Below are 25,408 nucleotides of genomic sequence, written 5' to 3'. Positions count from 1 at the left end.
GGTAAGTGGAAGTTACTTTGAGAAGTTGCCTCAGAATAAGAGGTTGGTCGATTGACAGCCTCTTTCTTGTCTTCTCCAACCAAGCATGTTATAATGAATACTGCTCAAGCGACCTTCAATCGTTAAGCACACACGACCTTCAATCGTGAATAAACGAATAGATGGGAGACTTACCATGAGTGATAACTCTAAAACACGTGTTGTCGTGGGGATGAGTGGTGGTGTTGATTCGTCGGTGACGGCTCTTCTTCTCAAGGAGCAGGGCTACGATGTGATTGGTATCTTCATGAAGAACTGGGATGACACAGATGAAAACGGCGTCTGTACAGCGACCGAAGATTACAAGGATGTGGCTGTGGTGGCAGACCAGATTGGCATTCCTTACTACTCTGTCAATTTTGAAAAAGAGTACTGGGACCGCGTTTTTGAGTATTTCCTAGCGGAATACCGTGCAGGACGCACACCAAATCCAGATGTCATGTGCAACAAGGAAATCAAGTTTAAGGCTTTTTTGGACTATGCCATGACCTTGGGGGCAGACTATGTAGCGACTGGGCACTATGCCCGAGTGGCGCGTGATGAGGATGGCATTGTTCACATGCTTCGTGGCGTGGACAATGGCAAGGACCAAACCTATTTCCTCAGCCAACTTTCGCAAGAACAACTTCAAAAAACCATGTTCCCACTAGGACATTTGGAAAAGCCTGAAGTTCGAAAAATAGCAGAAAAAGCAGGACTTGCGACTGCTAAGAAGAAAGATTCGACAGGGATTTGTTTTATCGGAGAAAAGAATTTTAAAAACTTTCTCAGCAACTATCTGCCAGCTCAGCCTGGTCGCATGATGACTGTAGATGGTCGCGATATGGGCGAGCATGCAGGACTGATGTATTATACAATCGGTCAGCGTGGAGGTCTCGGTATCGGTGGGCAACACGGTGGTGACAATGCCCCTTGGTTCGTTGTCGGAAAAGACCTAAGCAAGAATATTCTCTATGTCGGCCAAGGTTTCTACCATGATTCGCTCATGTCAACCAGCCTAGAGGCTAGTCAAGTTCACTTTACTCGTGAGATGCCAGAGGAGTTTACGCTAGAATGTACGGCTAAATTCCGCTACCGTCAGCCTGATTCTAAGGTGACAGTACATGTCAAAGGAGACAAGGCAGAGGTCATCTTTGCGGAACCACAACGCGCCATCACCCCAGGACAGGCAGTTGTCTTTTACGATGGCGAAGAGTGTCTAGGTGGTGGTTTGATTGACAATGCTTACCGCGATGGACAAGTTTGTCAGTACATTTAGATTGACAAATTTTCTCAATTTGCTACAATAATAAAAGCAATAGAAATGATGGTCAAAGCTCATGGATGTTGCAGGCTTTTTTGTCCTGCACTTCTTTGGAGTTTTGACTGTTTTTGTGTCGTTTAGGGGAAAGGACAAAAATGACTCAACAAGACTTTCGGACAAAAGTGGGAAATACGATTTTTGGCGTTCGGGCGACAGCCTTGATTCTTCAAAACCGCAAGCTCCTAGTCACAAAAGATAAGGGCAAGTATTATACTATTGGCGGTGCGATTCAAGTCAATGAAAGCACGGCAGACGCGGTAGTCCGTGAAGTGAGGGAAGAATTAGGTGTCCGAGCTCAAGCTGGGCAGCTAGCTTTCGTGGTTGAAAATCGTTTTGAACAGGACGGTGTTTCCTATCACAACATTGAGTTTCATTATTTGGTGGACTTACTTGAGGACGCCCCATTGACCATGCAGGAAGATGAGAAAAGGCAGCCCTGTGAATGGATTGACTTGGATCAGCTCCAGAATATCCAGCTAGTTCCAGCCTTTTTGAAAACAGCCCTACCAACTTGGGATGGCCAACTAAGACACATTCATCTTGAGGAATAGGAGAGAAAATGATGGTTAAGCTTATTGCCCATGTACTTGTTCATAGTGGTGGTGATTATTTGCTCATTCAGCGTTCGGAAATTAAAAGAGGAGAACCCAACGTTTATCCAACTTACTGGGATATTCCTGGTGGTGGGGTTGAAAAGGGTGAACTTCCGCGAGATGGTGCTCTTAGAGAATGCATTGAAGAAGCGGGAATTAGGCTAGACAGCAGTTCGCTCAAGATTCTTCACGAAGATAGTCAACTGGATACCTCTAAGGATACTGTCTTTACTCGCTTAGTTTATAAAGCAGAGTGGGTTGGGGAGAAGCCAATTATCAGATTAGATCCTGAAGAGCATACGCACTTTAAATGGGTTACTATGGCTCAAGCTCTAGAGGAGGAGAAGTTAGTTCCTTATTTGCGAGAAATTTTTGAAAGGTTAAGAAATGACATATAATTTTACTGAAGAATACGATATTATTGTAATCGGTGCGGGACACGCTGGGGTTGAGGCTTCCTTGGCTGCTAGCCGTATGGGTTGTAAGGTTTTGCTTGCGACTATCAACATTGAAATGCTGGCTTTCATGCCTTGTAATCCCTCTATCGGTGGTTCTGCCAAAGGGATTGTCGTGCGTGAAGTCGATGCCCTCGGTGGCGAGATGGCCAAGACCATTGACAAGACTTACATCCAGATGAAGATGCTCAATACAGGGAAGGGGCCTGCCGTTCGTGCCCTTCGTGCACAGGCTGACAAGGAGCTTTACTCTAAGGAGATGCGCAAGACAGTTGAAAATCAAGAAAATTTGACCCTTCGTCAAACCATGATTGATGAGATTTTGGTGGAAGATGGCAAGGTTGTCGGTGTTCGTACAGCGACCCATCAAGAGTATGCTGCCAAGGCTGTTATCGTGACTACAGGGACTGCTCTCCGTGGGGAAATCATTATCGGAGACCTCAAGTATTCATCAGGTCCTAACCACAGCCTAGCTTCTATTAACCTTGCTGATAATCTCAAGGAATTGGGCCTCGAAATCGGTCGTTTCAAGACGGGAACCCCTCCACGTGTCAAAGCTTCCTCTATCAACTATGATGTGACAGAGATTCAGCCAGGGGACGAAGCGCCAAATCACTTCTCATACACTTCGCGTGATGAGGACTATATCAAGGACCAAGTGCCATGTTGGTTGACCTACACCAACGGTACCAGTCATGAGATTATCCAAAACAACCTCCACCGTGCGCCTATGTTCACAGGTGTAGTCAAGGGAGTTGGGCCTCGTTACTGTCCGTCAATTGAGGACAAGATTGTGCGCTTTGCGGACAAGGAACGCCACCAACTCTTCCTTGAGCCAGAAGGGCGCAATACAGAGGAAGTTTATGTCCAAGGACTTTCAACCAGTTTGCCTGAGGACGTCCAGCGTGAGCTGGTTCATTCCATCAAAGGTTTGGAAAATGCTGAGATGATGCGAACTGGTTATGCAATTGAGTACGACATGGTCTTGCCTCACCAGTTGCGTGCGACTTTGGAAACCAAGAAAATCTCAGGACTCTTCACTGCTGGTCAGACAAATGGAACGTCAGGTTACGAAGAAGCTGCTGGCCAAGGGATTATCGCTGGTATCAATGCGGCTCTGAAAATCCAAGGCAAGCCTGAGTTGATTTTGAAGCGTAGTGACGGTTATATTGGGGTTATGATTGATGACTTGGTGACCAAGGGAACCATTGAACCTTACCGTCTCTTGACCAGTCGTGCTGAATACCGCCTCATTCTACGTCATGATAATGCCGATATGCGTTTGACTGAGATGGGACGCGAGATTGGCCTTGTGGATGATGAACGCTGGGCTCGTTTTGAAATCAAGAAAAATCAATTTGAAAATGAGATGAAGCGCCTAGACAGCATCAAACTCAAGCCAGTCAAGGAAACCAATGCCAAGGTTGAGGAGATGGGCTTCAAGCCGTTGACAGATGCAGTGACAGCCAAGGAATTCCTTCGCCGTCCAGAAGTTTCTTACCAAGATGTGGTGGCTTTCATCGGACCAGCTGCAGAGAACTTGGATGACAAAATTATCGAATTGATTGAAACAGAAATCAAGTACGAAGGCTATATTTCCAAAGCCATGGACCAGGTTGCCAAGATGAAACGAATGGAAGAAAAACGCATTCCAGCCAATATTGATTGGGATGATATTGATTCTATTGCGACGGAAGCCCGTCAGAAGTTCAAACTCATCAATCCAGAAACCATCGGCCAAGCCAGCCGTATTTCGGGAGTAAATCCAGCAGACATTTCTATTTTGATGGTGTATCTGGAAGGTAAAAATCGTAGTATTTCTAAAACTCTTCAAAAATCAAAATGATACGTCGTCGGCTTCTTACGAATGAGTTCAAAGCTTGGCTTTGATTCATCTACAGCCTCCCATAGTTCCCCGAACTATGGGAGCTAACTCAAGTTATGCTTTCGCCTAGCCTTCTAGTCTGATTTCGATTTTTATTGAGTTTCAATCTCAAAAGAAAGCATAGAGAAAAACAGCTCCGAAAACGGGGCTGTTTTGTTGACTTGTACTCAATGAAAATCAAAGAGCAAACTAGGAAGCTAGCCGTAGGTTGCTCAAAGTACTGCTTTGAGGTTGTAGATAGAACTGACGAAGTCAGCTCAAAATACAGTTTTGAGGTTGTGGATAGAACTGACGAAGTCAGTAACCATACCTACGGCAAGGCGAAGCTGACGTGGTTTAAAGAGATTTTCGAAGAGTATTATTCTTCATCTGGTGTGAGGATCATAGGGATAATGATTGGTTCACGTTCTGTATTTTCATAGAGGAAGGGGCGAATAGCGTTGACAATGGCACCATTGACTGATTGAACGCTAGCATCCTTATTTTTCAGAGCGATACGAATGGCATTGAAGAGGATGCGCTGGCTTTGACGGATCAAGTCACCAGACTCTCTCATGTAGACAAAGCCTCGGCTGAGGATATCTGGGCCAGACAGAATCATCTGCGACTTGAAGTCAACAGTTGCGACTGCAAGAACGACACCGTCTTCAGATAGATCACGACGGTCTTTGAGGACAGCGGCACCGATTTCACCGATACGATTTCCATCGACATAGATATCTTGAGCGTTGAAATGACCTGCGATACGAGCAGAATCTGCAGTAAGGGCAAGCACATCACCATTGCTCATGATAAAGATATTGTCCTTCTCAACACCAGTATCCACTGCTAGTCCAGCATGGACTTTTTGCATGCGGTATTCACCGTGGACAGGCATGAAGTATTTTGGCTTAATCAAGCGGAGCATAAGTTTTTGCTCTTGCTGACCACCGTGTCCAGATGTATGGATATTGTTAACCTTACCGTGGATAACTTCGACACCAGCTTCAGAAATGATGTTAATCAGCTTGTTGACGCTAGTAGTGTTTCCAGGGATTGGACTTGAAGAGAAGATAACGGTATCACCTGGTTGGAGTTGCACCTGACGGTGGGTTCCGTTGGCGATACGGGAGAGGGCTGCCATAGGCTCGCCTTGACTACCTGTACAGAGGATGAGAACTTCTCCTGCAGGATAGTCTTTGATTTCATTTGGCTCGATAAAGGTTCCCTTAGGAGCTTTGATGTAGCCAAGGTCTATCCCGTTGACAATGGCCTTTTCCATAGAACGACCAAAGACCGCAATCTTACGTCCAGTCTTAACAGCGGCTTCTGTGGCTTGCTGGAGACGGAAGATATTTGAGGCAAAGGATGCAAAGATGATACGTCCTTCAATACCTTGGATAATCTTCATGATGGACTGGCCAACGACTTTTTCAGAGTTGGTAAAGGTTGGCACTTCCGCATTTGTTGAGTCAGACAGAAGACAGAGTACACCGTCTTCACCAAGAGCTGCCATACGGTGCAAATCTGCTGGTTCACCAACTGGTGTTAAGTCAAACTTGAAGTCACCCGTACAGACAATTTTCCCTTGAGGAGTATGAATGACAATCCCCAAAGGCTCTGGAATGGAGTGAGTCGTTCTAAAGAAAGTTGCCTTGAGATTTTTAAAGGTCAACTCAGTGTTGTAGTTGATTTCGTAAAGTTTGGCGTTGCGCAAGAGGCCGTGTTCTTCGAGTTTCCCACGGATCAAAGCCAAGGCAAGTGGTCCAGCATAGATAGGGACATTTGCTTGCTTGAGAAGGAATGGAATCCCACCGATGTGGTCCTCGTGTCCGTGTGTAATCAAAACAGCCTTGACGCGGTCGATATTGTCTACGATGTAAGAGTAGTCAGGAATGACATAGTCGATACCAAGCAAGTCATCTTCTGGGAATTTAATCCCAGCATCGACGATGATAATCTCATCTTGGTATTCAATCCCGTATGTGTTTTTCCCGATTTCTCCCAGACCACCGATGGCAAAAACGCCGACTTCTTCAGGTTTAAGAGTATAGGCCATATTAGAACTCCGTAATTTCGAAGGCGCCAGTTTCTTTTTCGTAATCTAGCAATTTGTCAGACAAGAGTTCGATATATTCGATATTGTACTCTGGGCGATTTTCTTCGACAAGTTGGCGAGCAGCGATGCGGCCCTCAAGTTCTGAGCTGGCATCGATGTCTAGGTAAAGTGCGCGTGTTGTTTCACGACGTGGGCTACGTTCTTTTGTTTCTTGGTAAAAAACTTTGTAAATCATATAGTTCCTTTCTATTTACAGGTCAGCTTATTCCAAACTTTTAGCAGATATTTGCTTGATTTCATTCCATTTTGTGTCTAGATTGACCTTGATTCGTTACAATTATTTCAATTATACCACAAAATGAAAAATTAGTAAAAGACGGAAACGAGAAAGTCAGGGGACGATTTCTTTGGTAAGCGCTTGCAAAAACAAAGAAAATGTGTTATATTGACAACGGAAGTAAAATTTATTGCTTGTCATAATTTCATATAGATTTTAAGTCAAGGAGGTTGCCCTATGTATAACTTATTTGCTTTTGCTATCGGAGCTCGTTTGGTAGCTTTTATTGTTTTTGTTGCTTGCGTTTATGCGGGGAATCTTCTATTTGCAAAACTGGAACGACGACAAACCAAGTTCTTGTGGAAAATTACCTTTGTGACTCTCTACTCGCTTTTTCTCCTCCTCGTAACCTATGTCGTTTGGTTTGTGTTTTACTTTGGATTAAATGCCTAGATGCCCTGCTTATGCTGGGGCATTTTTGTTTTGGGGCAAAAGATAGTAAATTCATGACACGAAAATTTCACCCCATCTATCAAGATGAGGCGGTTTTTGTATTTTTTAAAAATGACATGACAATGGAATTTTCAGAGCTTATTATTTTTATGGTAATCATTGTTCTGCTCAAAAATAGAGTTGAAGCATAAAAATAAAACAATACAAACAGATAAACCAATTGGTAAAGGGATAGTAGTAATGTTTAAATCATTGAGAATGCTGAGCAAACTGTAAGAGATGAAAAAAATAAAATTCATCCTTCTAAACATGTGTTGTCTATCTATCATAACTTATCCAAACTTTTTACGAAGATCTTTTCCAATGGTGTAGGCTGCCATAAATAAAGCGATACCAACACCTATCCCAAAACCGCCATTGATTTCTTGCAATTCCTTATTAGAAATTTCACGATAGTTGTTCAAATCTTTCATCATATTAATCTCCTCCTAAAAAATAACCAGCTGCCAAACCAGAACCTACAAGTGCTGCTCCAGCTGCAATAGCTTTCCAAGATACTGCTACTCCAAGGATAACCAAGGGAGCGAGACCGCCATCAATATCTGATAATTCATTTTCAGATAAGGATAAAAATTGATTGTCAAGAACGTCAAAATTTGTCATTGAACTTTCCTCCTTTTTTCTTGTTCACTTTTATATTCGTAAAGTAAAAGAAAAAGTGAGCATTTTTTTGAATTTTATTTGCGAATTATTTTTTAGCTAAGTATAGGCATTTTTGTTTAGGGATAAAGAAAATTCCCATGCGCCATCTTTTGTAGTATAATAGTAAGCAGACAAAAAGATAGGAATATGTTATGAAAGTATTAGCTTTTGATACGTCCAGCAAGGCTCTTTCTCTCGCTATTTTAGAGGACAAGCAGGTTCTTGCCGAGACGACGATTAATATTAAGAAAAATCACAGTATTACCCTCATGCCTGCCATCGATTTTTTGATGGCCAGTTTGGATTGGACACCCAAGGACTTGGACCGAATCGTGGTGGCTGAAGGACCAGGTAGCTACACAGGCTTGCGAATTGCGGTAGCAACTGCCAAGACTTTGGCTCATACCCTGAACATTGACTTAGTTGGTATGTCGAGCCTCTTGGCTCTGGTGCCCTACCAACAAGAAGGTCTGTTCGTTCCTTTGATGGATGCGCGTCGCAACAATGTTTACGCAGGATTTTATGAAAATGCCAAACCTGTCATGCCAGAAGCCCATCTGCCTTTTGAGCGAGTCATTGAGCTAATCAAGGGGGCTAGTCAGGTAACCTTTGTCGGAGAAGTTGGCCCCTTTGTTGAGCAGATTCAAGAACACTTGCCAAGGACTAATTTCAAAGAAACCTTGCCAAATGCAGCCAATCTTGCTCTTTTGGCTTGGGACAAGGAAGCAGACTCCTTGCACGACTTTGTGCCGAATTATCTCAAACGTGTTGAGGCTGAGGAAAACTGGCTCAAGAATCACACCGAGTCTGGCGAGTCTTACATTAAACGCCTATGATAGAAATCAAACGAATCCAACAACAGCCTGACTTGGCTCAAGCCATCTACGCTGTCATGGTAGCTGTTTACCCAGTCAGTCCTTGGACGCTGGAACAAATCCAAGCAGACCTTTCCCAAGATCAGACTTGGTATGCTCTGGCTTATGATGGGGCAGAAGTGATTGGCTTTCTAGCTGTGCAGGAGAATCTCTTTGAGGCAGAAGTCCTACAAATCGCTGTCAAAAAAGCCTATCAAGGTCAGGGGCTAGCCTCTGCCTTGTTTGCTCAATTGCCGACAGACAAGGAGATTTTCCTCGAAGTCAGAAAGTCAAATCAACGAGCGCAAGCATTTTACAAGAAAGAAAAGATGGCAGTCATCGCTGAGCGAAAGGCCTACTACCATGACCCAGTCGAGGACGCCATCATCATGAAGAGAGAAATAGATGAAGGATAGATATATTTTAGCATTTGAGACATCTTGTGATGAGACTAGTGTTGCCGTCTTGAAAAACGACGATGAACTCTTGTCCAATGTCATTGCTAGTCAAATTGAGAGTCACAAACGTTTTGGGGGAGTAGTGCCTGAAGTAGCCAGTCGTCACCATGTCGAGGTCATTACAGCCTGTATCGAGGAGGCTCTGGCAGAAGCAGAGATTACAGAAGAGGACGTGACAGCTGTGGCGGTTACCTATGGACCAGGCTTGGTCGGAGCCTTACTCGTTGGCTTGTCAGCTGCTAAGGCCTTTGCTTGGGCACATGGACTTCCACTTATCCCTGTTAACCACATGGCAGGTCACCTCATGGCCGCTCAAAGTGTAGAGCCTTTGGGGTTTCCCTTGCTAGCCCTCTTGGTTAGCGGTGGGCACACAGAGTTGGTTTATGTTTCGGAGGCTGGAGATTACAAGATTGTTGGGGGAACGCGAGATGACGCGGTTGGTGAGGCTTATGATAAGGTCGGCCGTGTCATGGGCTTAACCTATCCTGCAGGTCGTGAGATTGATGAGCTAGCTCATCAGGGACAGGATATTTATGATTTTCCTCGAGCCATGATTAAGGAAGATAATCTGGAGTTTTCATTCTCAGGTTTGAAATCTGCCTTTATCAATCTTCACCACAATGCCGAACAAAAGGGAGAAAGTCTGTCAACAGAGGATTTGTGTGCGTCCTTCCAAGCAGCTGTCTTGGATATTCTCATGGCAAAAACCAAGAAGGCTTTGGAGAAATATCCTGTTAAAACCCTTGTCGTGGCAGGTGGCGTGGCAGCCAATAAAGGCCTCAGAGAACGCCTAGCAACTGAAATCACAGATGTCAAGGTCATCATCCCACCTCTGCGTCTTTGCGGAGACAATGCAGGTATGATTGCCTATGCCAGCGTCAGCGAGTGGAACAAAGAAAACTTTGCAAACTTGGACCTCAATGCCAAGCCAAGTCTCGCTTTTGATACCATGGAATAAGGAGTCAGCTTAAGGCTGGCTTTTTTGCTCTCTTAAATGTCAGAATATTTTGACAAAACTATAAAAATAATGATATAATATGCAAAAGTTAGGAGGTGGTAAGATGATCGAGAGAATGGAATTGGGAGAATTTTACAAGGAGTTGCGCTTGGCTAGAAAGCTCAAGCAGTCAGATGTGGCTTGTGCTGGACTAACAGCTTCCCAGCTGTCCAAGTTTGAACTAGGGCAGTCTATGCTATCTGCGGACAAGCTAATCCTAGCTATTCAAGGAATCAATATGAATTTTGATGAGTTTGGGCACAAGCTCAACAACTATCAAGAATCTCCACATATGCAGATTGGTAGGAGGGTTGTGGATCGCTTTGCCCACCAAGATATAGCTGGCTTAGAGCAACTGTTGGAGGAAGTCGAGCAAGAACAGATGGCAGAGACCTATCGTTGCTTGAATGCTATTGTAATTAAAAACGCACTCCATTCCTTAGATAAAAACTATCCGCTAGCAGAGGAGGATAGCGAGTTTTTGACTACCTACCTCTACGCTATTGAGTCTTGGACCTGGTTTGAACTCTATCTCTTTTGCAATACCATGCATTTCTTGAGTAATCAAGATTTGATATTTTTATCAACCTCGTTACTTGAAAAATCCAAGGAATTTAAAGAGTTGGTACATAATAGACTGTATATGAAAAGTGGCTTTCTGAATATTATATCAGAGCTCATGGAGCGAAAACTTTTCTCATACATCCCAATCTTCGAAGCCGAGTTGGAGAGCATGTTGCGTCCGTACGATGTTTTTGAGAAAGTATCGTGGCAATTTTTAAAGAAAATGAGTGTCTTTCTTCAAACCAAAGGAAGCAATCAAAAAGAGATTGAACACTTTATCCAATCTCTGCAAGTATTAGAAAATCCACAATTACTAGCCCTCTTCGAATTGCGTTTTCAGCAATACAAAGAACTTATCGATTAATTAGAAACGGGAAGACGATAACCCACTCCGAAATAAGCAGGAGTATCAGTTGGATTTTTCTTTTTTTCATCATTATATCCCTCCTTGTTAGTAATAACTTTATTATACCAGGGAAATAATCAAATCTACCAAAATCGCAAATCTGAAATTTCTATAAGAAAAAATATCAAATATGCGATTTTCTAAAATAAGTCAATTTTCGTGTTATACTGCGCTTATAAAGCACTTGAAGCAAATCCTAGGTCGCAGAAGTGGTTTATAAGTAAAAATAATTGGAGTAGTATAAAAGATGTTAAATTTACAATTTGCAGAAACAATGGAATTGACAGAAGCTGAGTTGGAGACAGTCTACGGAGGAAGGGCATATCCTCCATTGATCCATATTGGAGGAGATTATGGAGGAGGGTTCGGGACCCCTTGGTCGATCACTAATTTCTGGCAGAAATATTTTAACGATAAACCTGACTCTGATTATGACCGCCGACGTTATTAATATCCAAAGCCCTTGCCTTTTCTTGGGTAGGGGCTGTCTTTATTTCATAGTATAGGAGAAAATAGAATGAAAAAGATAATCTCACGTCACTACTTTATTATGGCTTTTCTACTAGTTATTGCTGACCAGAAGTTCAGTGGTCTAGTTTTACGCAGCAACCTTGTTACTGGTCTATCTGACTTTACCTATTATCTGTCGGATATGATGTTGAATTTTCTTGTGGTTTTATTTGCTCTTATTGCTATGATTTGGTCGGGAAAATGGCAACAAATCAACAGTAGAAAGTTTAAAGGATCCTATCTTGTCTATTCATTTTTAGCTCTGCTTGCTTTTGTTGTTTGGAATTTCGTTACCTTTTTTCTTTTCCCACCTACTCGAAATGAAATTTCTTATCAACATGCTGCTCCTACTTTTACAGGAGCTACGGCATTTTTGATGTATTTTTTTTATCCTGTGATTGCAGGTCCCATTTTCGAAGACATGATTTATCGTGGATTAGTGATGACTGCTCTGGAAAAAGGGAAGAAATGGGGATTGGATGTACTCGGATCAGCTATATTATTTGGAATTTTGCACATTAGTAGTCATGGTTGGGTCTTGACAGACTTTTTCGTATATATGGGTGGCGGTCTCATATTTGCAGTCTTGTTTAGAGTAACAAAGTCCATTTATTGGCCTATTGGACTGCATATAGTCTACAATGGTATTGGTCAGATTTTGATGTTATTGCACTAGGATTTAAAAAGATGAAAATTTCAGAGTATTTGATTTTGGTAAAAAGTTTTGAATTACTATGAGGAAACTTTCATTTGAAGCTGAGCTGGAAAGTATGCTTCGTCCATACGATGTTTTTGAAAAAGTATTGTGGCAATTTTTAAAGAAAATGAGTATTTTCCTTCAAACCAAAGGAAATAATCAAAAAGATATTGAAAGCTATCTCCAATATCCGTGCTATACTGTCCTTGTAAAGCACTTGAAGCAAATCCTAGGTCGCAGAAGTGGTTTACAAATGAAGATAATTGAAGGAGTGTAAAAGATGTTAAATTTACAATTTGCAGAAACAATGGAATTGACAGAGGCTGAATTGCAAGAGGTTAGCGGAGGAAACACTGTGGTTAACCCAGGCAATGGTGGTGGAATTGCTTTACCGATTTGGGGAGGCGGAGGTATTGGACCAAGCCCTTACGGAGCTTTTGATTGGATGAAAGGACTCTGGGAAGGTTTGGCTGAAAGACGACGTAAATAAAACTTAAAAGGATCAACTATGAAAGGGAAAGAAACGAAATTTTATCTAGGGACCATTTTGGTGCTTGTGTCCTATTACTTGATTTTTAATCTTGTAGCAAAATTAGACTCAGTGAGCCAGTTATCTGATTTGGGATTTTATGGGATGCAAATTTTATTGATAGTAATTGAGGGAATTGTTGCTACTGTCATTCTTGTTAAGAGTCAACGTTGGAAAGAGTACGGTCGCTTCCAGTTTCGTTGGTCCTATCTGGGTATCTTCTTTCTTTCCTTTATATTGATGTTTTTGTGGGTAAATATAACGACTCGGATCTTTCCCAGCACGCAAAATGGGAGTGCTATAAAAGAAACCGTAGCCAATTTGACGGGAATTAGTTATTTTGTGACACGTATTCTCTACGGCAGTCTTATTGCTCCGATAGTTGAGGAGTTAGTTTTCCGTGGACTTCTGATGACAGCCCTATCTAAATTTAAAAAATACTATATTGACGTCATCATTTCTTCCACACTCTTTAGTCTCATCCATGTTTTACAGTATGGCTGGGTGTTAACAGACTTCATCGTTTATGCAGGAGCAGGCTTCTTGTTCTGTATGCTATTTCGTTATACTCGTTCAGTGTGTTGGTCAATAGCCCTTCATATCTTGTGGAATACATTTTTAATCGTTGTTAGTTTATTGGTATTTGGGTACTAAATCTAAAATAGTTTATAAGTTGCATCGTAAGACTGGATTGCCAGTCTTTTTCTGTTCTTGTCAGTCAGCAGACTTTTTTCTATTTTACGAATATGTTATAATAATTTTTGTTGTGACTGTTTGGAAAGCAGTTGCTGAAGGAATGATTAGTGAGGAATTTATGAAAGAAAAAGGATTTTGGGAGGGTGTGCAAGCTGCGGTACCGACGGCTCTGGGATATGTCAGTATTGGCCTTGCCTGTGGAATTATCGGTTCTCCCTATGTGACACCAGTAGAAATGGGTTTGATGAGTCTCTTTGTTTATGCCGGGAGTGCCCAGTTTGCCATGATAGCCTTGATTGCAGTTCAAGCTCCAGTAGCTGCTATTGCCATGACGGTCTTTTTGATTAATCTGCGTCTCTTTTTGCTAAGTTTGCATGCGTCGACTTATTTTCGTCATACCAGTCTTTGGCAAAACATCGGTATGTCTAGCCTCTTGACTGATGAGACCTATGGCGTTTTGATGGGCGAGTTGGTGCATACGGATAAGATTAACCCCATGTGGATGCACGGGAACAACCTTAACAGCTATCTAGCTTGGTTTGTCGGAACTGTTGTCGGAACTGCTCTAGGTGGACTTCTACCAAATCCAGAAATTTTTGGCTTAGATTTTGCCCTAGTGGGGATGTTTATCGGGATTTTTACTTCCCAGTTTCAGATTATGCAAAAACGGATTCCTTTGCGCAATCTCTTCATCATTTTAGCAGTTGTAGCTGTATCTTTCTTTTTGCTCTTGACGATGGTGTCTCAGTCGTTAGCTGTCTTGTTTGCGACCTTGCTAGGTTGTACCATGGGGGTGGTCTTGGATGGTCAGTAAGTATATTTTAATGGCAATCGTCTTTTCTGGTTTGGTGACTTGGATTCCAAGAATGATTCCTTTCATCCTAGCCAAGTATAAGGGTTTGCCACCTATTGTCGAGCGCTTTTTGAAATTTCTACCAGTCTCTATTATCTTTGCCTTGATTCTTTCAAGTGTTGTGACAGGAAAAGTTGGAAGCCTTCCGCAGATAAAGTGGTTAGACTTTTTAGCAGTCTTTCCAACGGCTTTTGTAGCCTTTCGCTATCGCAATCTGGTAGGGACTGTTCTCTTTGGGGTGGTCTTGATAGCAGTTCTACGTTTGGTCTTTTAATCAGCCATAAAGAAAACCTATCACAGAGATAGATATCATATAATGGCGTAAATGCTCTTTTTCTGTTAAGATTATAAGGTATTCTATTTTGGAGGAAATGACATGAAAAAAATCGTTAAATACTCATCTCTTGCTGCCTTAGGGCTTGTTGCTGCAGGTGTGCTAGCAGCTTGCTCAGGTGGTGCTAAGAAAGAAGGAGAAGCAGCTGGCAAGAAAGAAATTATCGTTGCAACCAATGCTTCACCAAAACCATTTAACTATGAAGAAAATGGTGAATTGACTGGTTATGAAATTGAAGTGGTTCGCGCTATCTTTAAAGACTCTGACAAGTATGATGTCAAGTTTGAGAAGACAGAGTGGTCAGGTGTCTTTGCAGGACTTGATGCTGACCGTTACCAAATGGCCGTTAACAACATCAGCTACACTAAAGAACGTGCTGAAAAATACCTTTATGCAGCCCCAACTGCTAAAAACCCTAACGTTCTTGTAGTGAAGAAGGACGATTCTAGCATCAAATCGCTTGATGATATCGGTGGAAAATCAACAGAAGTTGTTCAAGGGACAACATCAGCTAAACAGTTGGAAGACTACAACAAACAACACTCAGATAATCCAACTGTCCTTAACTACACTAGAGCAGACTTCCAACAAATCATGGGACGCTTGAGCGATGGTCAGTTTGACTACAAGATTTTTGATAAAATCGGTGTTGAAACAGTCATCAAGAACCAAGGCTTGGACAACTTGAAAGTCATTGAACTTCCAAGCGACCAACAACCTTACGTTTACCCACTTCTTGCTAAAGGTCAAGATGAGTTGAAAACATTTGTAGACAAACGCATCCAAGAACTCTACAAAGACGGAACCCTTGAAAAATTGTCTAAACAATTCTTCGGAGACACTTATCTACCAGCAGAAGCTGATATTAAATAATTTCTTGAAATCATCCATTCTGAGTAAGATGGGTGATTTCTCAATTTTTAGGGATATAGTTTTAAACTATATATCTGGCTATCTAATAACAATTTGTGCAATTGAAGAAAGTATGAGATACTAGTACGGTATTATTTTTAAGGAGAAAGAATCATGAAAATTAAAAAATGGCTAGGCCTAGCAGCCCTTGCTACAGTCGCAGGTTTGGCTCTTGCAGCTTGCGGCAACTCAGAAAAGAAAGCAGACAATGCAACAACTATTAAAATCGCAACTGTCAACCGTAGCGGGTCTGAAGAAGCTCGTTGGGATAAAGTTCAAGAATTGGTTAAAAAAGACGGAATTACCTTGGAATTTACAGAGTTCACAGACTACTCACAACCAAACAAGGCAACTGCTGACGGCGAAGTAGACTTGAACGCTTTCCAACACTATAACTTCTTGAACAACTGGAACAAAGAAAACGGGAAAGACCTTGTAGCGATTGCTGATACTTACATCTCTCCAATCCGCCTTTACTCAGGTTTGAATGGAAGTGAAAACAAGTACACTAAAGTAGAAGATATCCCAGCAAACGGAGAAATCGCTGTGCCAAACGATGCTACAAACGAAAGCCGTGCGCTTTACTTGCTTCAATCAGCTGGCTTGATTAAATTGGACGTTTCAGGAACTGCTCTTGCAACAGTTGCTAACATCAAAGAAAATCCAAAGAACTTGAAAATCACTGAATTGGATGCTAGCCAAACAGCTCGTTCATTGTCATCAGTTGACGCTGCCGTTGTAAACAATACCTTCGTTACAGAAGCAAAATTGGACTACAAGAAAGCACTCTTCAAAGAACAAGCTGATGAAAACTCAAAACAATGGTACAACATCATTGTTGCGAAAAAAGATTGGGAATCATCACCTAAGGCTGATGCTATCAAGAAAGTTGTTGCAGCTTACCATACAGATGAAGTGAAAAAAGTTATCGAAGAAACATCAGACGGTTTGGATCAACCAGTTTGGTAATAAGAAACAGGGAGGTGGGAGAGAAAATTCCACCTCTTGCTTTTGTATAGAGCATGGATTGTCAGGAAGAGTAGTTCATAGAAAGGTAGAGAGAATATGGTTTTTCCTAGCGAACAAGAACAGATTGAAAAATTTGAAAAGGATCATGTAGCCCAGCATTATTTTGAGGTTTTGCGTACCTTGATTTCTAAGAAGTCGGTCTTTGCCCAACAGATTGGACTTAAGGAAGTCGCCAACTATCTGGGTGAGATTTTCAAGCGTGTGGGGGCTGAAGTGGAGATTGATGAGACTTATACAGCGCCTTTTGTTATGGCACATTTCAAGAGTTCGCGTCCAGATGCCAAGACCTTGATTTTCTATAACCACTATGACACTGTACCAGCTGATGGGGATCAGGTCTGGACAGAGGATCCTTTTACGCTTTCGGTCCGCAATGGCTTCATGTATGGGCGTGGGGTTGATGACGACAAGGGTCATATCACGGCTCGTTTGAGTGCTTTGAGAAAATATATGCAGCGCCATGATGATTTGCCTGTCAATATCAGTTTTATCATGGAGGGAGCGGAGGAATCGGCTTCGACAGACCTAGATAAGTATCTGGAAAAACATGCGGATAAACTCCGTGGGGCAGATTTGTTGGTCTGGGAACAAGGAACCAAAAATGCCTTGGAACAGCTAGAAATTTCTGGTGGAAATAAGGGGATTGTGACCTTTGATGCCAAGGTGAAAAGCGCTGATGTCGATATCCACTCTAGTTATGGTGGGGTTGTAGAATCAGCTCCATGGTATCTTCTTCAAGCCCTACAGTCTCTTCGCGCTGCAGATGGCCGTATCTTGGTTGAAGGCTTGTACGAAGAAGTACAAGAGCCAAATGAACGTGAATTGGCCTTGGTGGACACTCACGCCCAACGAAATCCAGAGGAAATAAGCCAGATTTATGGTTTGGAATTGCCTCTTTTACAAGAGGAGCGTGCAGCCTTTCTAAAACGTTTCTTTTTCGAGCCAGCCCTTAATATCGAAGGGATTCAGTCAGGTTATCAAGGACAAGGAGTTAAAACGATTTTGCCAGCAGAAGCCAGTGCCAAGCTAGAGGTTCGTCTGGTTCCGGGCTTAGAACCGCATGATGTTCTGGAAAAAATTCGGAAACAGCTAGACAAAAATGGCTTTGATAGGGTAGAATTATACTATACCTTGGGAGAGATGAGCTATCGCAGCGATATGAGCGCGCTAGCCATTCTCAATGTGATCGAGTTGGCCAAGAAATTCTATCCACAGGGCGTTTCAGTCTTGCCGACGACAGCGGGGACAGGGCCTATGCATACGGTCTTTGATGCCCTAGAGGTTCCAATGGTGGCCTTTGGTCTAGGAAATGCCAATAGCCGAGACCACGGCGGAGATGAAAATGTGCGAATCGCCGATTATTACACCCATATTGAATTAGTAGAGGAGCTGATTAGAAGCTATGAGTAGAGATATTATCAAGTTAGATCAGATCGATGTGACTTTTCATCAGAAGAAGAGAACCATCACAGCGGTCAAGGATGTGACCATTCACATCCAAGAAGGGGATATCTACGGAATCGTTGGATATTCTGGAGCAGGGAAATCAACCCTTGTACGGGTGATTAACCTCTTGCAAAAGCCATCTGCAGGGAAAATTACCATTGACGACGATGTGATTTTTGATGGTAAGGTGACCTTGACGGCAGAGCAGTTGCGTCGTAAACGTCAAGATATCGGGATGATTTTCCAGCATTTTAACCTGATGAGCCAAAAGACAGCAGAGGAGAATGTAGCTTTTGCCCTCAAACATTCTGGACTCAGCAAGGAAGAAAAGAAGGCTAAAGTAGCTAAGTTGTTGGACTTGGTCGGCTTGGCAGATCGTGCTGAAAACTACCCTTCACAACTATCTGGAGGGCAAAAACAGCGTGTGGCCATTGCGCGTGCCTTGGCCAATGATCCAAAAATCTTGATTTCAGACGAGTCAACTTCTGCCCTTGATCCGAAGACAACCAAGCAGATTTTGGCCTTGTTGCAAGATTTGAACCAAAAATTAGGCTTAACTGTTGTCTTAATTACGCATGAAATGCAGATCGTCAAAGATATTGCCAACCGTGTGGCAGTTATGCAGGATGGACATTTGATTGAAGAGGGCAGTGTCCTTGAAATCTTCTCAGACCCTAAACAACCTTTAACTCAAGACTTTATCTCAACAGCCACAGGTATTGACGAAGCTATGGTCAAAATCGAGAAGCAAGAAATCGTGGAACACTTGTCTGAAAACAGCATTTTGGTGCAGCTCAAGTATGCAGGTGCTTCAACAGACGAGCCACTTTTGAATGAATTGTACAAGCATTATCAAGTGACGGCTAATATCCTCTATGGAAATATCGAAATTCTTGATGGCACTCCTGTTGGAGAATTAGTTGTGGTCTTGTCAGGTGAAAAAGCAGCTTTGGCAGGCGCCCAAGAAGCCATTCGTCAAGCAGGCGTACAATTAAAAGTATTGAAGGGAGGACAGTAAGATGGAATCATTGATTCAAACCTATTTGCCAAATGTCTATAAAATGGGCTGGGCTGGTCAAGCAGGCTGGGGAACAGCCATCTATCTAACTCTTTATATGACAGTTCTTTCTTTCATCATCGGAGGGTTCTTGGGGCTAGTGGCAGGTCTTTTTCTTGTCTTGACAGCGCCAGGTGGTGTCTTGGAAAATAAGGTCGTTTTCTGGATTTTGGATAAGATTACCTCTATTTTCCGTGCGGTGCCATTTATCATTCTCTTGGCAGTCTTGTCACCCTTCTCACACCTAATCGTAGGGACAAGTATCGGGCCAAATGCGGCTATTGTACCCCTATCTTTTGCAGTCTTTGCCTTCTTTGCCCGTCAAGTGCAGGTTGTCTTGGCTGAGCTAGATGGTGGTGTCATTGAGGCGGCTCAAGCGAGCGGAGCGACATTCTGGGACATCGTGGGTGTTTACCTATCAGAAGGTCTTCCAGATTTGATTCGTGTGACGACTGTGACCTTGATTTCCCTTGTTGGGGAAACAGCTATGGCCGGTGCGGTTGGAGCTGGTGGTATTGGTAACGTAGCCATCGCTTATGGATTTAACCGCTACAATCACGATGTGACCATCTTGGCAACCATCATTATCATTTTGATTATCTTTGCAATCCAATTCTTGGGAGACTTCTTGACCAAGAAATTGAGCCATAAATAAAGAGATCTAGGCAATCTGTACATCATTCATAGGAGTTGTCGTTATAGTCAAGACTTGAAATTTTCTGTACTGGTTGCTATCAACCGTTACTTTTATGAGTTAGAGAGTTAAGAATTGTGGGGAGTCAATATGCAAAATCTGGGAGAAGTTTTTAAAGAATTGAGAAAGAGTCGGAATGTATCTCTACAGGAGGCGACGGGAGGAGAGTTTACTTATTCCATGCTTAGCAAATTTGAGCGCGGAGAAGCAGACTTATCCTCTATGAAATTGATTACTGCCTTAGATAACATCCACTCTGATTTGAATGAATTTATGTACTTGGTACGTGGTTTTTCTCAGAAAAAGGTCCTGGCTTTTCAAGAAAATCTCTGGGATTTATATGACAGAGAAGGGATTGATTCTCTACACTCCTTGTATGAAGAGACGACTCAAAAGTATAGATCAAGTGGTGAAAAGAGCTATCTTTTACAAATGATTCGTATCAAAAGCCTTCTTGTGTTTTTTGATTCAAAAATAAGGGCAACGGATGAAGAACTGACTTTTCTCTATGACTATTTTTTTACTATTGACATCTGGGGAAATTATGAATTGGAACTATTTTCAACGATTTCTACTTTGTTTCCTCTGCCCCTCTATTTTAAATATTCTAGGGAGATGTTACAAAAGACGGATTTATTTGGCTCTTTACCTAGTAACAAAGCTGGTATTGATACCATTTTGATGAATGGACTTTTTAAAGCGATAGAGGAAAAGGATAAATTAAAAGCAGATTATTTTATCTTTCAGATTGAAAAACAAGAATTGCCAGAATCTCAAGCTTATCTTAAAATCATTTATATGATTGCTAAAGGGTATTATGATACTATTTTTAAAGTAGAAAATAAGGGGCTTGAAAAAATCCAGAGAGGTATTACAATCTTACAAGATTTAGAGTATGTAGGTGGTGCAAGATACTATGAAAACTATTTTGTAAATCAGCTTTCAAATAAAGATTTATAATATATTCTCATTACATCAATTGATGAAAAATAAATAGCCTTGTAGATGGATTGATAATTAGCAATTTCTAGGCGCTAGAGTTTCTATTTTCAGAAAAAATATATTACAAAAAAGTGGGGAGTCCCGCTTTTTTTGTTAGACTGGTTTCAATAGAATACGCTTTGAAATATGGAGAAAGGCCTGTTATGAAACTATTCTTAAAACATCATTTATTTAGAATACTGACCTTATCAAGGTTTTTGAGCTCAAGTGGAGCTTATATTTATAATCTGGTATTTATCGTTTATGCTGCGAGTCTACCCTTTAAAAATATAGCTGTATTTATGGCGAATATGATTACGATTTTACCTTTCCTATTTACTTTTTATGTTGGGATTAAGGCTGATCATACTCGAAATAAAGCAGGGACAATTATCTGGGTTGGTTGTGTGCAAAGTCTACTATTTCTTTTGATTGCTAGTGTGATTCATGACCAGAACTTCGTAACGTTTGCTTTTATCTGTATGGTTAATATCTGTTCAGATATTTTATCAGATTATACAGCAGGCCTTCGTATGCCGATTATCCAGCATAATATTTCGGAAGATAAGCTCTATGAAGCTTATTCCTTTACTCAGTTTGTCTCCTATTTATCAAATCTAGGAGGTCAAGCCTTAGGAGTGTGGCTACTCACAACCAGTCATCAAAATTTTTCTTTTGTTGCAATTGTGAATGCTGGTTTCTTTTTACTCTCTTCTCTCATTTTGTTCAAAAATAGAAGAGAGTTGACGCATTTGTCTGTAAGTGTAGAGGATAAGTCGATTAGTTTACTTCAACAAGTTAAGGCAATCTATGCGGACATGGATGCTATCTTTAGACAGAGAGAAAGTAAATCTTTGTTTAAAATGATCCTTGTCATTTTGATAATGAATACTTTGGGAGGAGCTGTTGGAGGTATTTATCACTTTTACTTATTAGACCATACTATCTATCATCTCAGCTATGCTCAGGCCCTATTTTTAATTGAATATGTTAGCTTGGGAGGAGCTATTTTTGGTAGCTTAACCCCCCATGATTATTTTGGGAAATGGTCTTTTTCAAGTTTGCTATCGCTCAATGCAATTCTGTTTGTCTTGCTGGCTACTGCTAATATTTTAGATTTTTCTCCTCTAGTAGGTGTTCTTTGCTTAGCCTTTGTCATGTATTTGATGTCGAAATCAATGCCTAAATTAGATACTCTGTTACTGTCTAATTTGAGTGCGGATGTATTAGCTAGAAGTAATAATCTCTTGAGTATGATTTTTTCCCTAACATTACCCTTGGGGATGTCTGTATTTTCCTTATTAGCTTTACAAGATATCAGGCTTTGTTGGTGGGTCTTTTTGGTAGTGAGTGTGATAGGGTTGATTTTATCACTAGAAAAAAGAAGTTTTTCGGGTAAAAAATTTTAACCTAGGAAAATCAGGCTTACTAGAAGGTCTTCCAGATTTGATCCGTGTGACGACTGTGACCTTGATTTCTCTTGTTGGAGAAACAGCTATGGCTGGTGCGGTTGGAGCTGGTGGTATCGGTAACGTGGCCATCGCTTATGGATTTAACCGCTACAATCACGATAAAACTATCTTGGCAACCATCATTATCATTTTGATTATCTTTAAATTCATACTCAATGAAAATCAAAGAGCAAAGTAGGAAACTATCCGCAAGTTGCTCAAAGCACTGCTTTGAGGCTGTAGATAAGACTGACGAAGTCAGTAACCATATTTACGGCAAGGCGACGTTGACGTGGTTTGAAGAGATTTTCGAAGAGTATCAATTCTTGGGAGACTTCTTGACTAAGTCTTGAGCCATAAATAAAAAAGAGCCGCCTGGCTCTTTTTTAGTAATCAGATTTTCTGCGCAAATTTTTTACTCAAAGCTTGTCCAATCAAGGCACCAACTAGGGCTCCGATGACAATGCTTGCGATAAATAAAAGGATGGTTCCAGGGTTTGGCGCAACCATGATACGGTCGATATATTCTTGTGATTTTCCTCTTGCTAGAAGGGTTGCCATATAGGCTTTGGGCGCAATCCACATGAGTAGAATTGGTCCTGATGTGCTAAAGGCGAAAATAACGAAAGAAAGAAAGTTCTTTGTTTGGTTCTTGTATTTTCCGAGGCTAGCTACTCCATCTGCTAGGAGGCCACAGATAATTCCAGGAAGGAAGGCACCAGCACCGTGTTTAGATCCCAAGAAAAAGAGGGCCATGACAAGGCCGATAGTGGTAATGGCTCCAAAGCGCGGAACTTTTGCGACTAGGATCATATAGACGCTACCGCCGACAAGGGCAGTAAAGGCAGGCGCATAAAACATGTTTCCAGTTTGGTCGAGGAGATTGCCTAAAAGAACACCAATCCCCATGCAGAGGAAGTAAAGAACTGCAAAAAGCAGTGTAGTTAAGATAGATTTTTTCATGAATTGTCTCCTGATAATTTTTTCACAATTCTCATTGTACCATGGTTTGATGGGATTGTAAATGGGACACAGCATCGAAGTTAATTAGTAGTTTATAAGATGTTAATAGTCAGGTATTTCGGAATTTGAAGGTATCAAGTCAAGTTTCGCAGAATTACTAAACAAACAACGCATTAAGGCTGCTCAACAACTTTTGCTTTCAACCAGTGACAGTATCGAAGATATTTGTTATGCTGTTGGTTACAGTAACGTGGGATATTTCTATAAAGTGTTCCGAAAATTGTGCGGAAAATCACCAAAAGCCTACCGAAAACAGGTAGAAACGATACTATAAGACTTGTATTCCCTTACAAAAGGTGCTATAATATAAATAATATTATCAGGAGGTTCTATCATGAAAAAGAAACCGATTTATCTATGGGTCTTGCTAATCTTGTCTGCCCTTATTTCAGCTACGTCTCTGTTTGGAATGTTGAGTCCTTTGCCTAGCAAAGAATCCCTTCGTGCCGCTCAGAAACAAGTTGCAGGGGTCAGTGCCCAGCAATTAGAAGACAACATCAATTACACCTATAGAGTAGCAGAATCAACTCATTCTATTTTTAATATGGCCTTGATTGTGCTATCTGCTATTTTAGTGGTAGTAGCGATTGTATTCCTTATTCGTAAGAATTTGCAATATGCAAACTATACTTATGTCGGCTATGTTTTGCTAGCCATTATTGGTTCGATTTATGGCTATGTTGGTTTACAGGACGCTGTGCAGTTAGTTCACGATGAAACCATGCGTTTAGGGATCAATGTTATTTCACAAGCCGTTAGCATTCTCTCTATCGTCATCAATGTCCTTTTCTTGGCACTTGTCTTCTATAAGATGTGGCGACAACAGAAAGCCTTGGCAGAAGAAGAAACAGAAGAACTTGCCTAAGTATTGACAAAAAATAACTATCAAGTTACAATCTTGGTAGTTATTTTTCGATTATAGATAAAATCATGGAGGTACATATGAAGACAATTTCTTTAGTTTATATTAGTCTGAGTGGCAACACTGAAAGTTTTGTGACGCGCTTGAAAGACTATCTCTTGTCCCAGTACGAGGGAATTGAGGTTCAAAAGATTCATATCAAGGATTTGGTCAAGGAAGGTCACGATTTCTATGAAATGGACCATCCCTATGTCGCTTTTTTGCCGACCTATCTCGAAGGTGGGAATGGCGTTGATAACGGAGATGTCGAGATCTTGACGACACCCGTTGGGGATTTTATCGCCTATGGTGACAATGCTAGCAAGTGTTTTGGTGTGGTTGGTTCAGGAAATCGTAACTTTAATAACCAATACTGCCTGACAGCCAAGCAATACAGTCAACGTTTTGGTTTTCCTGTATTGGCTGACTTTGAAATGCGAGGCATGTTGGGAGATATCAAATGTGTCGCAGCTATTATCGCAGATTTGTATGAGTTGGAAAGTTGAGCCTAGGCTTGACTTTTTTATTATTTCTGATTGTAATCGCTTGCAAAATTTTATATAAAATGTTATAATGATAACATAATAAAAAATAAAAAGGAGGGCAATATCATGAGATGTGCAAACATGATTATTGTAGGTAGTTGTGGTCTATTATTGACCTTGTCTTCATTAGCTCCAGCAGGAGTTGTACTGGCAGAAGAACTGTCAGCCCCTCCTGTCGAAGTTTTACAACGTGAAGTGTCTAGTCTTCAGCTTGAAGAAGGTAAAACCTATACCCTACAAGAATTGCTAGATAGAACTTCGCTATCAACGTATGAAAAAGAACAGTTAGCTCAACAAATTATTGCGGATGTTCAGCGAGAAATCCTTGAAGAACAGTCACAATCAATGTTTCGCGCTTTAGTGACTTATGTTTATAACCATTTAAATCCAGCTGAAGTGCGAGAAGCGGCTGATTTATATCAGGTAACAGGAACTTTAGCTCCATTAATTAAGAGATTTGGTGGAGCAATTGGGGCTTTTTATACTCTTACTGCTATGGAATATAGATATGCTGCAGATAGGGGATGGGGAATAGATTTTTTAATAACTTTGGATCCCTATAATCCTACTAGTACAGGTATGGACTTTAGTTTCAGATATTCACATTAGTTTCATTGTATGAGGTATTGCTCATGTGGAAGAAATACTATAAGTATATCTATTGGTTGGTTGTGATGGTTCTTGTTTCTTATAACACTGCTAGTTTTTATGCGAGAAATCAAATTG

At 41.3% G+C, this 25,408-nt stretch carries 32 protein-coding genes and 3 pseudogenes; 30 read left to right on the top strand and 5 right to left on the bottom strand.

Annotated features, from left to right (window positions below; all coding sequences use genetic code 11):
- The first annotated feature begins 175 nt into the window (after positions 1–175).
- From mnmA to SMIDD28_RS12260, 5 genes are all read left to right on the top strand, one after another.
- The gene (mnmA, locus tag SMIDD28_RS07980; RefSeq protein WP_061425521.1) at positions 176–1,297 is read left to right on the top strand and encodes a tRNA 2-thiouridine(34) synthase MnmA; all 1,122 of its coding nucleotides are present in this window, start codon (positions 176–178) and stop codon (positions 1,295–1,297) included.
- Between the two features lie 140 nt (positions 1,298–1,437).
- The gene (locus tag SMIDD28_RS07975) at positions 1,438–1,893 is read left to right on the top strand and encodes an NUDIX hydrolase (RefSeq protein ID WP_061425520.1); all 456 of its coding nucleotides are present in this window, start codon (positions 1,438–1,440) and stop codon (positions 1,891–1,893) included.
- An 8-nt stretch (positions 1,894–1,901) separates the two neighbouring features.
- Positions 1,902–2,333, top strand: coding sequence for an NUDIX hydrolase (locus SMIDD28_RS07970; protein WP_061425519.1), 432 nt, complete (start codon positions 1,902–1,904; stop codon positions 2,331–2,333).
- Positions 2,323–4,236 carry a tRNA uridine-5-carboxymethylaminomethyl(34) synthesis enzyme MnmG gene (gene mnmG / locus SMIDD28_RS07965; RefSeq protein WP_061425518.1) on the top strand — a complete coding sequence of 638 codons (1,914 nt, stop codon included), beginning with the start codon at positions 2,323–2,325 and terminating at the stop codon, positions 4,234–4,236. The genes SMIDD28_RS07970 and mnmG overlap by 11 nt, the downstream gene beginning before the upstream one ends.
- Positions 4,237–4,445: 209 nt before the next feature.
- Positions 4,446–4,697: a hypothetical protein gene (locus SMIDD28_RS12260; protein ID WP_081103256.1), complete on the top strand. Its 252-nt coding sequence runs from the start codon at positions 4,446–4,448 to the stop codon at positions 4,695–4,697.
- Here the strand turns inward: SMIDD28_RS12260 and rnjA are convergent.
- On the bottom strand, positions 4,634–6,313 hold the full coding sequence (gene rnjA, locus SMIDD28_RS07960; RefSeq protein ID WP_061425517.1) for a ribonuclease J1: 1,680 nt from the start codon (positions 6,311–6,313) through the stop codon (positions 4,634–4,636). The genes SMIDD28_RS12260 and rnjA overlap by 64 nt on opposite strands.
- A gap of 1 nt (position 6,314) precedes the next feature.
- On the bottom strand, positions 6,315–6,548 hold the full coding sequence (locus SMIDD28_RS07955) for a DNA-dependent RNA polymerase subunit epsilon (protein WP_000639572.1): 234 nt from the start codon (positions 6,546–6,548) through the stop codon (positions 6,315–6,317).
- A 279-nt stretch (positions 6,549–6,827) separates the two neighbouring features.
- On the opposite strand from SMIDD28_RS07955, the gene SMIDD28_RS07950 reads away from it, so the two are divergent.
- Entirely contained in the window at positions 6,828–7,043 is a 216-nt protein-coding gene (locus SMIDD28_RS07950; RefSeq protein WP_000282478.1) for a hypothetical protein, read from the top strand.
- A gap of 332 nt (positions 7,044–7,375) precedes the next feature.
- On the opposite strand, the gene cibB is transcribed toward SMIDD28_RS07950, so the two are convergent.
- Together cibB and cibA are read right to left on the bottom strand one after the other, a co-directional pair.
- Complete coding sequence (cibB, locus tag SMIDD28_RS07945) at positions 7,376–7,519, bottom strand: fratricide two-peptide bacteriocin subunit CibB (RefSeq protein ID WP_000974050.1); 144 nt, start codon at positions 7,517–7,519, stop codon at positions 7,376–7,378.
- Between the two features lies 1 nt (position 7,520).
- A complete protein-coding gene (gene cibA / locus SMIDD28_RS07940) occupies positions 7,521–7,706 on the bottom strand; it encodes a fratricide two-peptide bacteriocin subunit CibA (protein WP_000180844.1) in 186 nt (61 codons plus the stop codon).
- 191 nt (positions 7,707–7,897) lie between these two features.
- On the opposite strand from cibA, the gene tsaB reads away from it, so the two are divergent.
- The 20 genes and pseudogenes from tsaB to SMIDD28_RS12255 all read left to right on the top strand — a co-directional run bounded on the left by tsaB (position 7,898) and on the right by SMIDD28_RS12255 (position 22,566).
- Positions 7,898–8,581 carry a tRNA (adenosine(37)-N6)-threonylcarbamoyltransferase complex dimerization subunit type 1 TsaB gene (gene tsaB / locus SMIDD28_RS07935; protein WP_061425516.1) on the top strand — a complete coding sequence of 228 codons (684 nt, stop codon included), beginning with the start codon at positions 7,898–7,900 and terminating at the stop codon, positions 8,579–8,581.
- Positions 8,578–9,015 carry a ribosomal protein S18-alanine N-acetyltransferase gene (gene rimI / locus SMIDD28_RS07930; RefSeq protein ID WP_061425515.1) on the top strand — a complete coding sequence of 146 codons (438 nt, stop codon included), beginning with the start codon at positions 8,578–8,580 and terminating at the stop codon, positions 9,013–9,015. Before tsaB ends, rimI begins: the two co-directional genes overlap by 4 nt.
- The gene (gene tsaD / locus SMIDD28_RS07925; RefSeq protein ID WP_061425514.1) at positions 9,005–10,015 is read left to right on the top strand and encodes a tRNA (adenosine(37)-N6)-threonylcarbamoyltransferase complex transferase subunit TsaD; all 1,011 of its coding nucleotides are present in this window, start codon (positions 9,005–9,007) and stop codon (positions 10,013–10,015) included. The genes rimI and tsaD overlap by 11 nt, the downstream gene beginning before the upstream one ends.
- 103 nt (positions 10,016–10,118) lie before the next feature.
- A complete protein-coding gene (locus SMIDD28_RS07920) occupies positions 10,119–10,982 on the top strand; it encodes an XRE/MutR family transcriptional regulator (protein ID WP_061425513.1) in 864 nt (287 codons plus the stop codon).
- Positions 10,983–11,271: 289 nt separating this feature from the next.
- Positions 11,272–11,475 carry a peptide pheromone VP1 gene (locus tag SMIDD28_RS07915; protein WP_061425512.1) on the top strand — a complete coding sequence of 68 codons (204 nt, stop codon included), beginning with the start codon at positions 11,272–11,274 and terminating at the stop codon, positions 11,473–11,475.
- A gap of 66 nt (positions 11,476–11,541) precedes the next feature.
- Positions 11,542–12,210: a CPBP family intramembrane glutamic endopeptidase gene (locus tag SMIDD28_RS07910; protein WP_061425511.1), complete on the top strand. Its 669-nt coding sequence runs from the start codon at positions 11,542–11,544 to the stop codon at positions 12,208–12,210.
- A 73-nt stretch (positions 12,211–12,283) separates the two neighbouring features.
- Positions 12,284–12,418: pseudogene (locus SMIDD28_RS11275) on the top strand (MutR family transcriptional regulator); the annotation flags it as partial.
- 93 nt (positions 12,419–12,511) lie between these two features.
- Positions 12,512–12,721, top strand: coding sequence for a hypothetical protein (locus SMIDD28_RS07900; protein ID WP_061425509.1), 210 nt, complete (start codon positions 12,512–12,514; stop codon positions 12,719–12,721).
- 18 nt (positions 12,722–12,739) lie between these two features.
- Complete coding sequence (locus SMIDD28_RS07895; protein ID WP_061425508.1) at positions 12,740–13,414, top strand: CPBP family intramembrane glutamic endopeptidase; 675 nt, start codon at positions 12,740–12,742, stop codon at positions 13,412–13,414.
- 160 nt (positions 13,415–13,574) lie between these two features.
- Entirely contained in the window at positions 13,575–14,270 is a 696-nt protein-coding gene (locus tag SMIDD28_RS07890) for an AzlC family ABC transporter permease (protein ID WP_061425592.1), read from the top strand.
- Positions 14,260–14,583 carry an AzlD domain-containing protein gene (locus SMIDD28_RS07885; protein WP_049548103.1) on the top strand — a complete coding sequence of 108 codons (324 nt, stop codon included), beginning with the start codon at positions 14,260–14,262 and terminating at the stop codon, positions 14,581–14,583. Before SMIDD28_RS07890 ends, SMIDD28_RS07885 begins: the two co-directional genes overlap by 11 nt.
- Before the next feature lie 102 nt (positions 14,584–14,685).
- Positions 14,686–15,516 carry an amino acid ABC transporter substrate-binding protein gene (locus SMIDD28_RS07880; protein WP_061425507.1) on the top strand — a complete coding sequence of 277 codons (831 nt, stop codon included), beginning with the start codon at positions 14,686–14,688 and terminating at the stop codon, positions 15,514–15,516.
- Between the two features lie 153 nt (positions 15,517–15,669).
- Positions 15,670–16,524 carry a MetQ/NlpA family ABC transporter substrate-binding protein gene (locus SMIDD28_RS07875; RefSeq protein WP_061425506.1) on the top strand — a complete coding sequence of 285 codons (855 nt, stop codon included), beginning with the start codon at positions 15,670–15,672 and terminating at the stop codon, positions 16,522–16,524.
- Positions 16,525–16,620: 96 nt separating this feature from the next.
- The gene (locus tag SMIDD28_RS07870; RefSeq protein WP_061425505.1) at positions 16,621–17,994 is read left to right on the top strand and encodes a M20 family metallopeptidase; all 1,374 of its coding nucleotides are present in this window, start codon (positions 16,621–16,623) and stop codon (positions 17,992–17,994) included.
- A complete protein-coding gene (locus SMIDD28_RS07865) occupies positions 17,987–19,048 on the top strand; it encodes a methionine ABC transporter ATP-binding protein (RefSeq protein WP_000085662.1) in 1,062 nt (353 codons plus the stop codon). Before SMIDD28_RS07870 ends, SMIDD28_RS07865 begins: the two co-directional genes overlap by 8 nt.
- Before the next feature lies 1 nt (position 19,049).
- Positions 19,050–19,742 carry a methionine ABC transporter permease gene (locus SMIDD28_RS07860; RefSeq protein ID WP_000444647.1) on the top strand — a complete coding sequence of 231 codons (693 nt, stop codon included), beginning with the start codon at positions 19,050–19,052 and terminating at the stop codon, positions 19,740–19,742.
- A gap of 129 nt (positions 19,743–19,871) precedes the next feature.
- On the top strand, positions 19,872–20,741 hold the full coding sequence (locus SMIDD28_RS07855; RefSeq protein ID WP_061425504.1) for a helix-turn-helix domain-containing protein: 870 nt from the start codon (positions 19,872–19,874) through the stop codon (positions 20,739–20,741).
- A gap of 185 nt (positions 20,742–20,926) precedes the next feature.
- Positions 20,927–22,171: an MFS transporter gene (locus SMIDD28_RS07850; RefSeq protein ID WP_061425503.1), complete on the top strand. Its 1,245-nt coding sequence runs from the start codon at positions 20,927–20,929 to the stop codon at positions 22,169–22,171.
- Between the two features lie 16 nt (positions 22,172–22,187).
- Positions 22,188–22,412, top strand: a pseudogene (locus SMIDD28_RS07845) (hypothetical protein); the annotation flags it as partial.
- Positions 22,390–22,566 (top strand): hypothetical protein, encoded by a 177-nt coding sequence (locus SMIDD28_RS12255; protein WP_081103254.1) that lies wholly within the window; start codon positions 22,390–22,392, stop codon positions 22,564–22,566. The pseudogene SMIDD28_RS07845 and the gene SMIDD28_RS12255, both read left to right, overlap by 23 nt.
- Positions 22,567–22,606: 40 nt before the next feature.
- On the opposite strand, the gene SMIDD28_RS07840 is transcribed toward SMIDD28_RS12255, so the two are convergent.
- Positions 22,607–23,176: an MptD family putative ECF transporter S component gene (locus SMIDD28_RS07840; protein ID WP_061425502.1), complete on the bottom strand. Its 570-nt coding sequence runs from the start codon at positions 23,174–23,176 to the stop codon at positions 22,607–22,609.
- A 139-nt stretch (positions 23,177–23,315) separates the two neighbouring features.
- On the opposite strand from SMIDD28_RS07840, the pseudogene SMIDD28_RS11265 reads away from it, so the two are divergent.
- The 4 genes and pseudogenes from SMIDD28_RS11265 to SMIDD28_RS07825 all read left to right on the top strand — a co-directional run.
- Positions 23,316–23,510, top strand: a pseudogene (locus SMIDD28_RS11265) (helix-turn-helix domain-containing protein); the annotation flags it as partial.
- A 60-nt stretch (positions 23,511–23,570) separates the two neighbouring features.
- On the top strand, positions 23,571–24,101 hold the full coding sequence (locus SMIDD28_RS07835) for an ABC transporter permease (protein WP_061425501.1): 531 nt from the start codon (positions 23,571–23,573) through the stop codon (positions 24,099–24,101).
- A gap of 77 nt (positions 24,102–24,178) precedes the next feature.
- Positions 24,179–24,643 carry a class Ib ribonucleoside-diphosphate reductase assembly flavoprotein NrdI gene (gene nrdI / locus SMIDD28_RS07830; protein WP_061425500.1) on the top strand — a complete coding sequence of 155 codons (465 nt, stop codon included), beginning with the start codon at positions 24,179–24,181 and terminating at the stop codon, positions 24,641–24,643.
- A 105-nt stretch (positions 24,644–24,748) separates the two neighbouring features.
- Positions 24,749–25,291, top strand: a complete 543-nt coding sequence (locus SMIDD28_RS07825; protein ID WP_155719323.1) for a hypothetical protein — start codon at positions 24,749–24,751, stop codon at positions 25,289–25,291.
- The last annotated feature ends 117 nt before the right edge of the window (positions 25,292–25,408 follow it).

The sequence above is a fragment of the Streptococcus mitis genome, assembly GCF_001579045.1.
In the GTDB taxonomy this organism is placed as follows: Bacteria; Bacillota; Bacilli; order Lactobacillales; family Streptococcaceae; genus Streptococcus; species Streptococcus mitis_D.
This window is presented reverse-complemented; position numbering and strand designations above follow the sequence as displayed.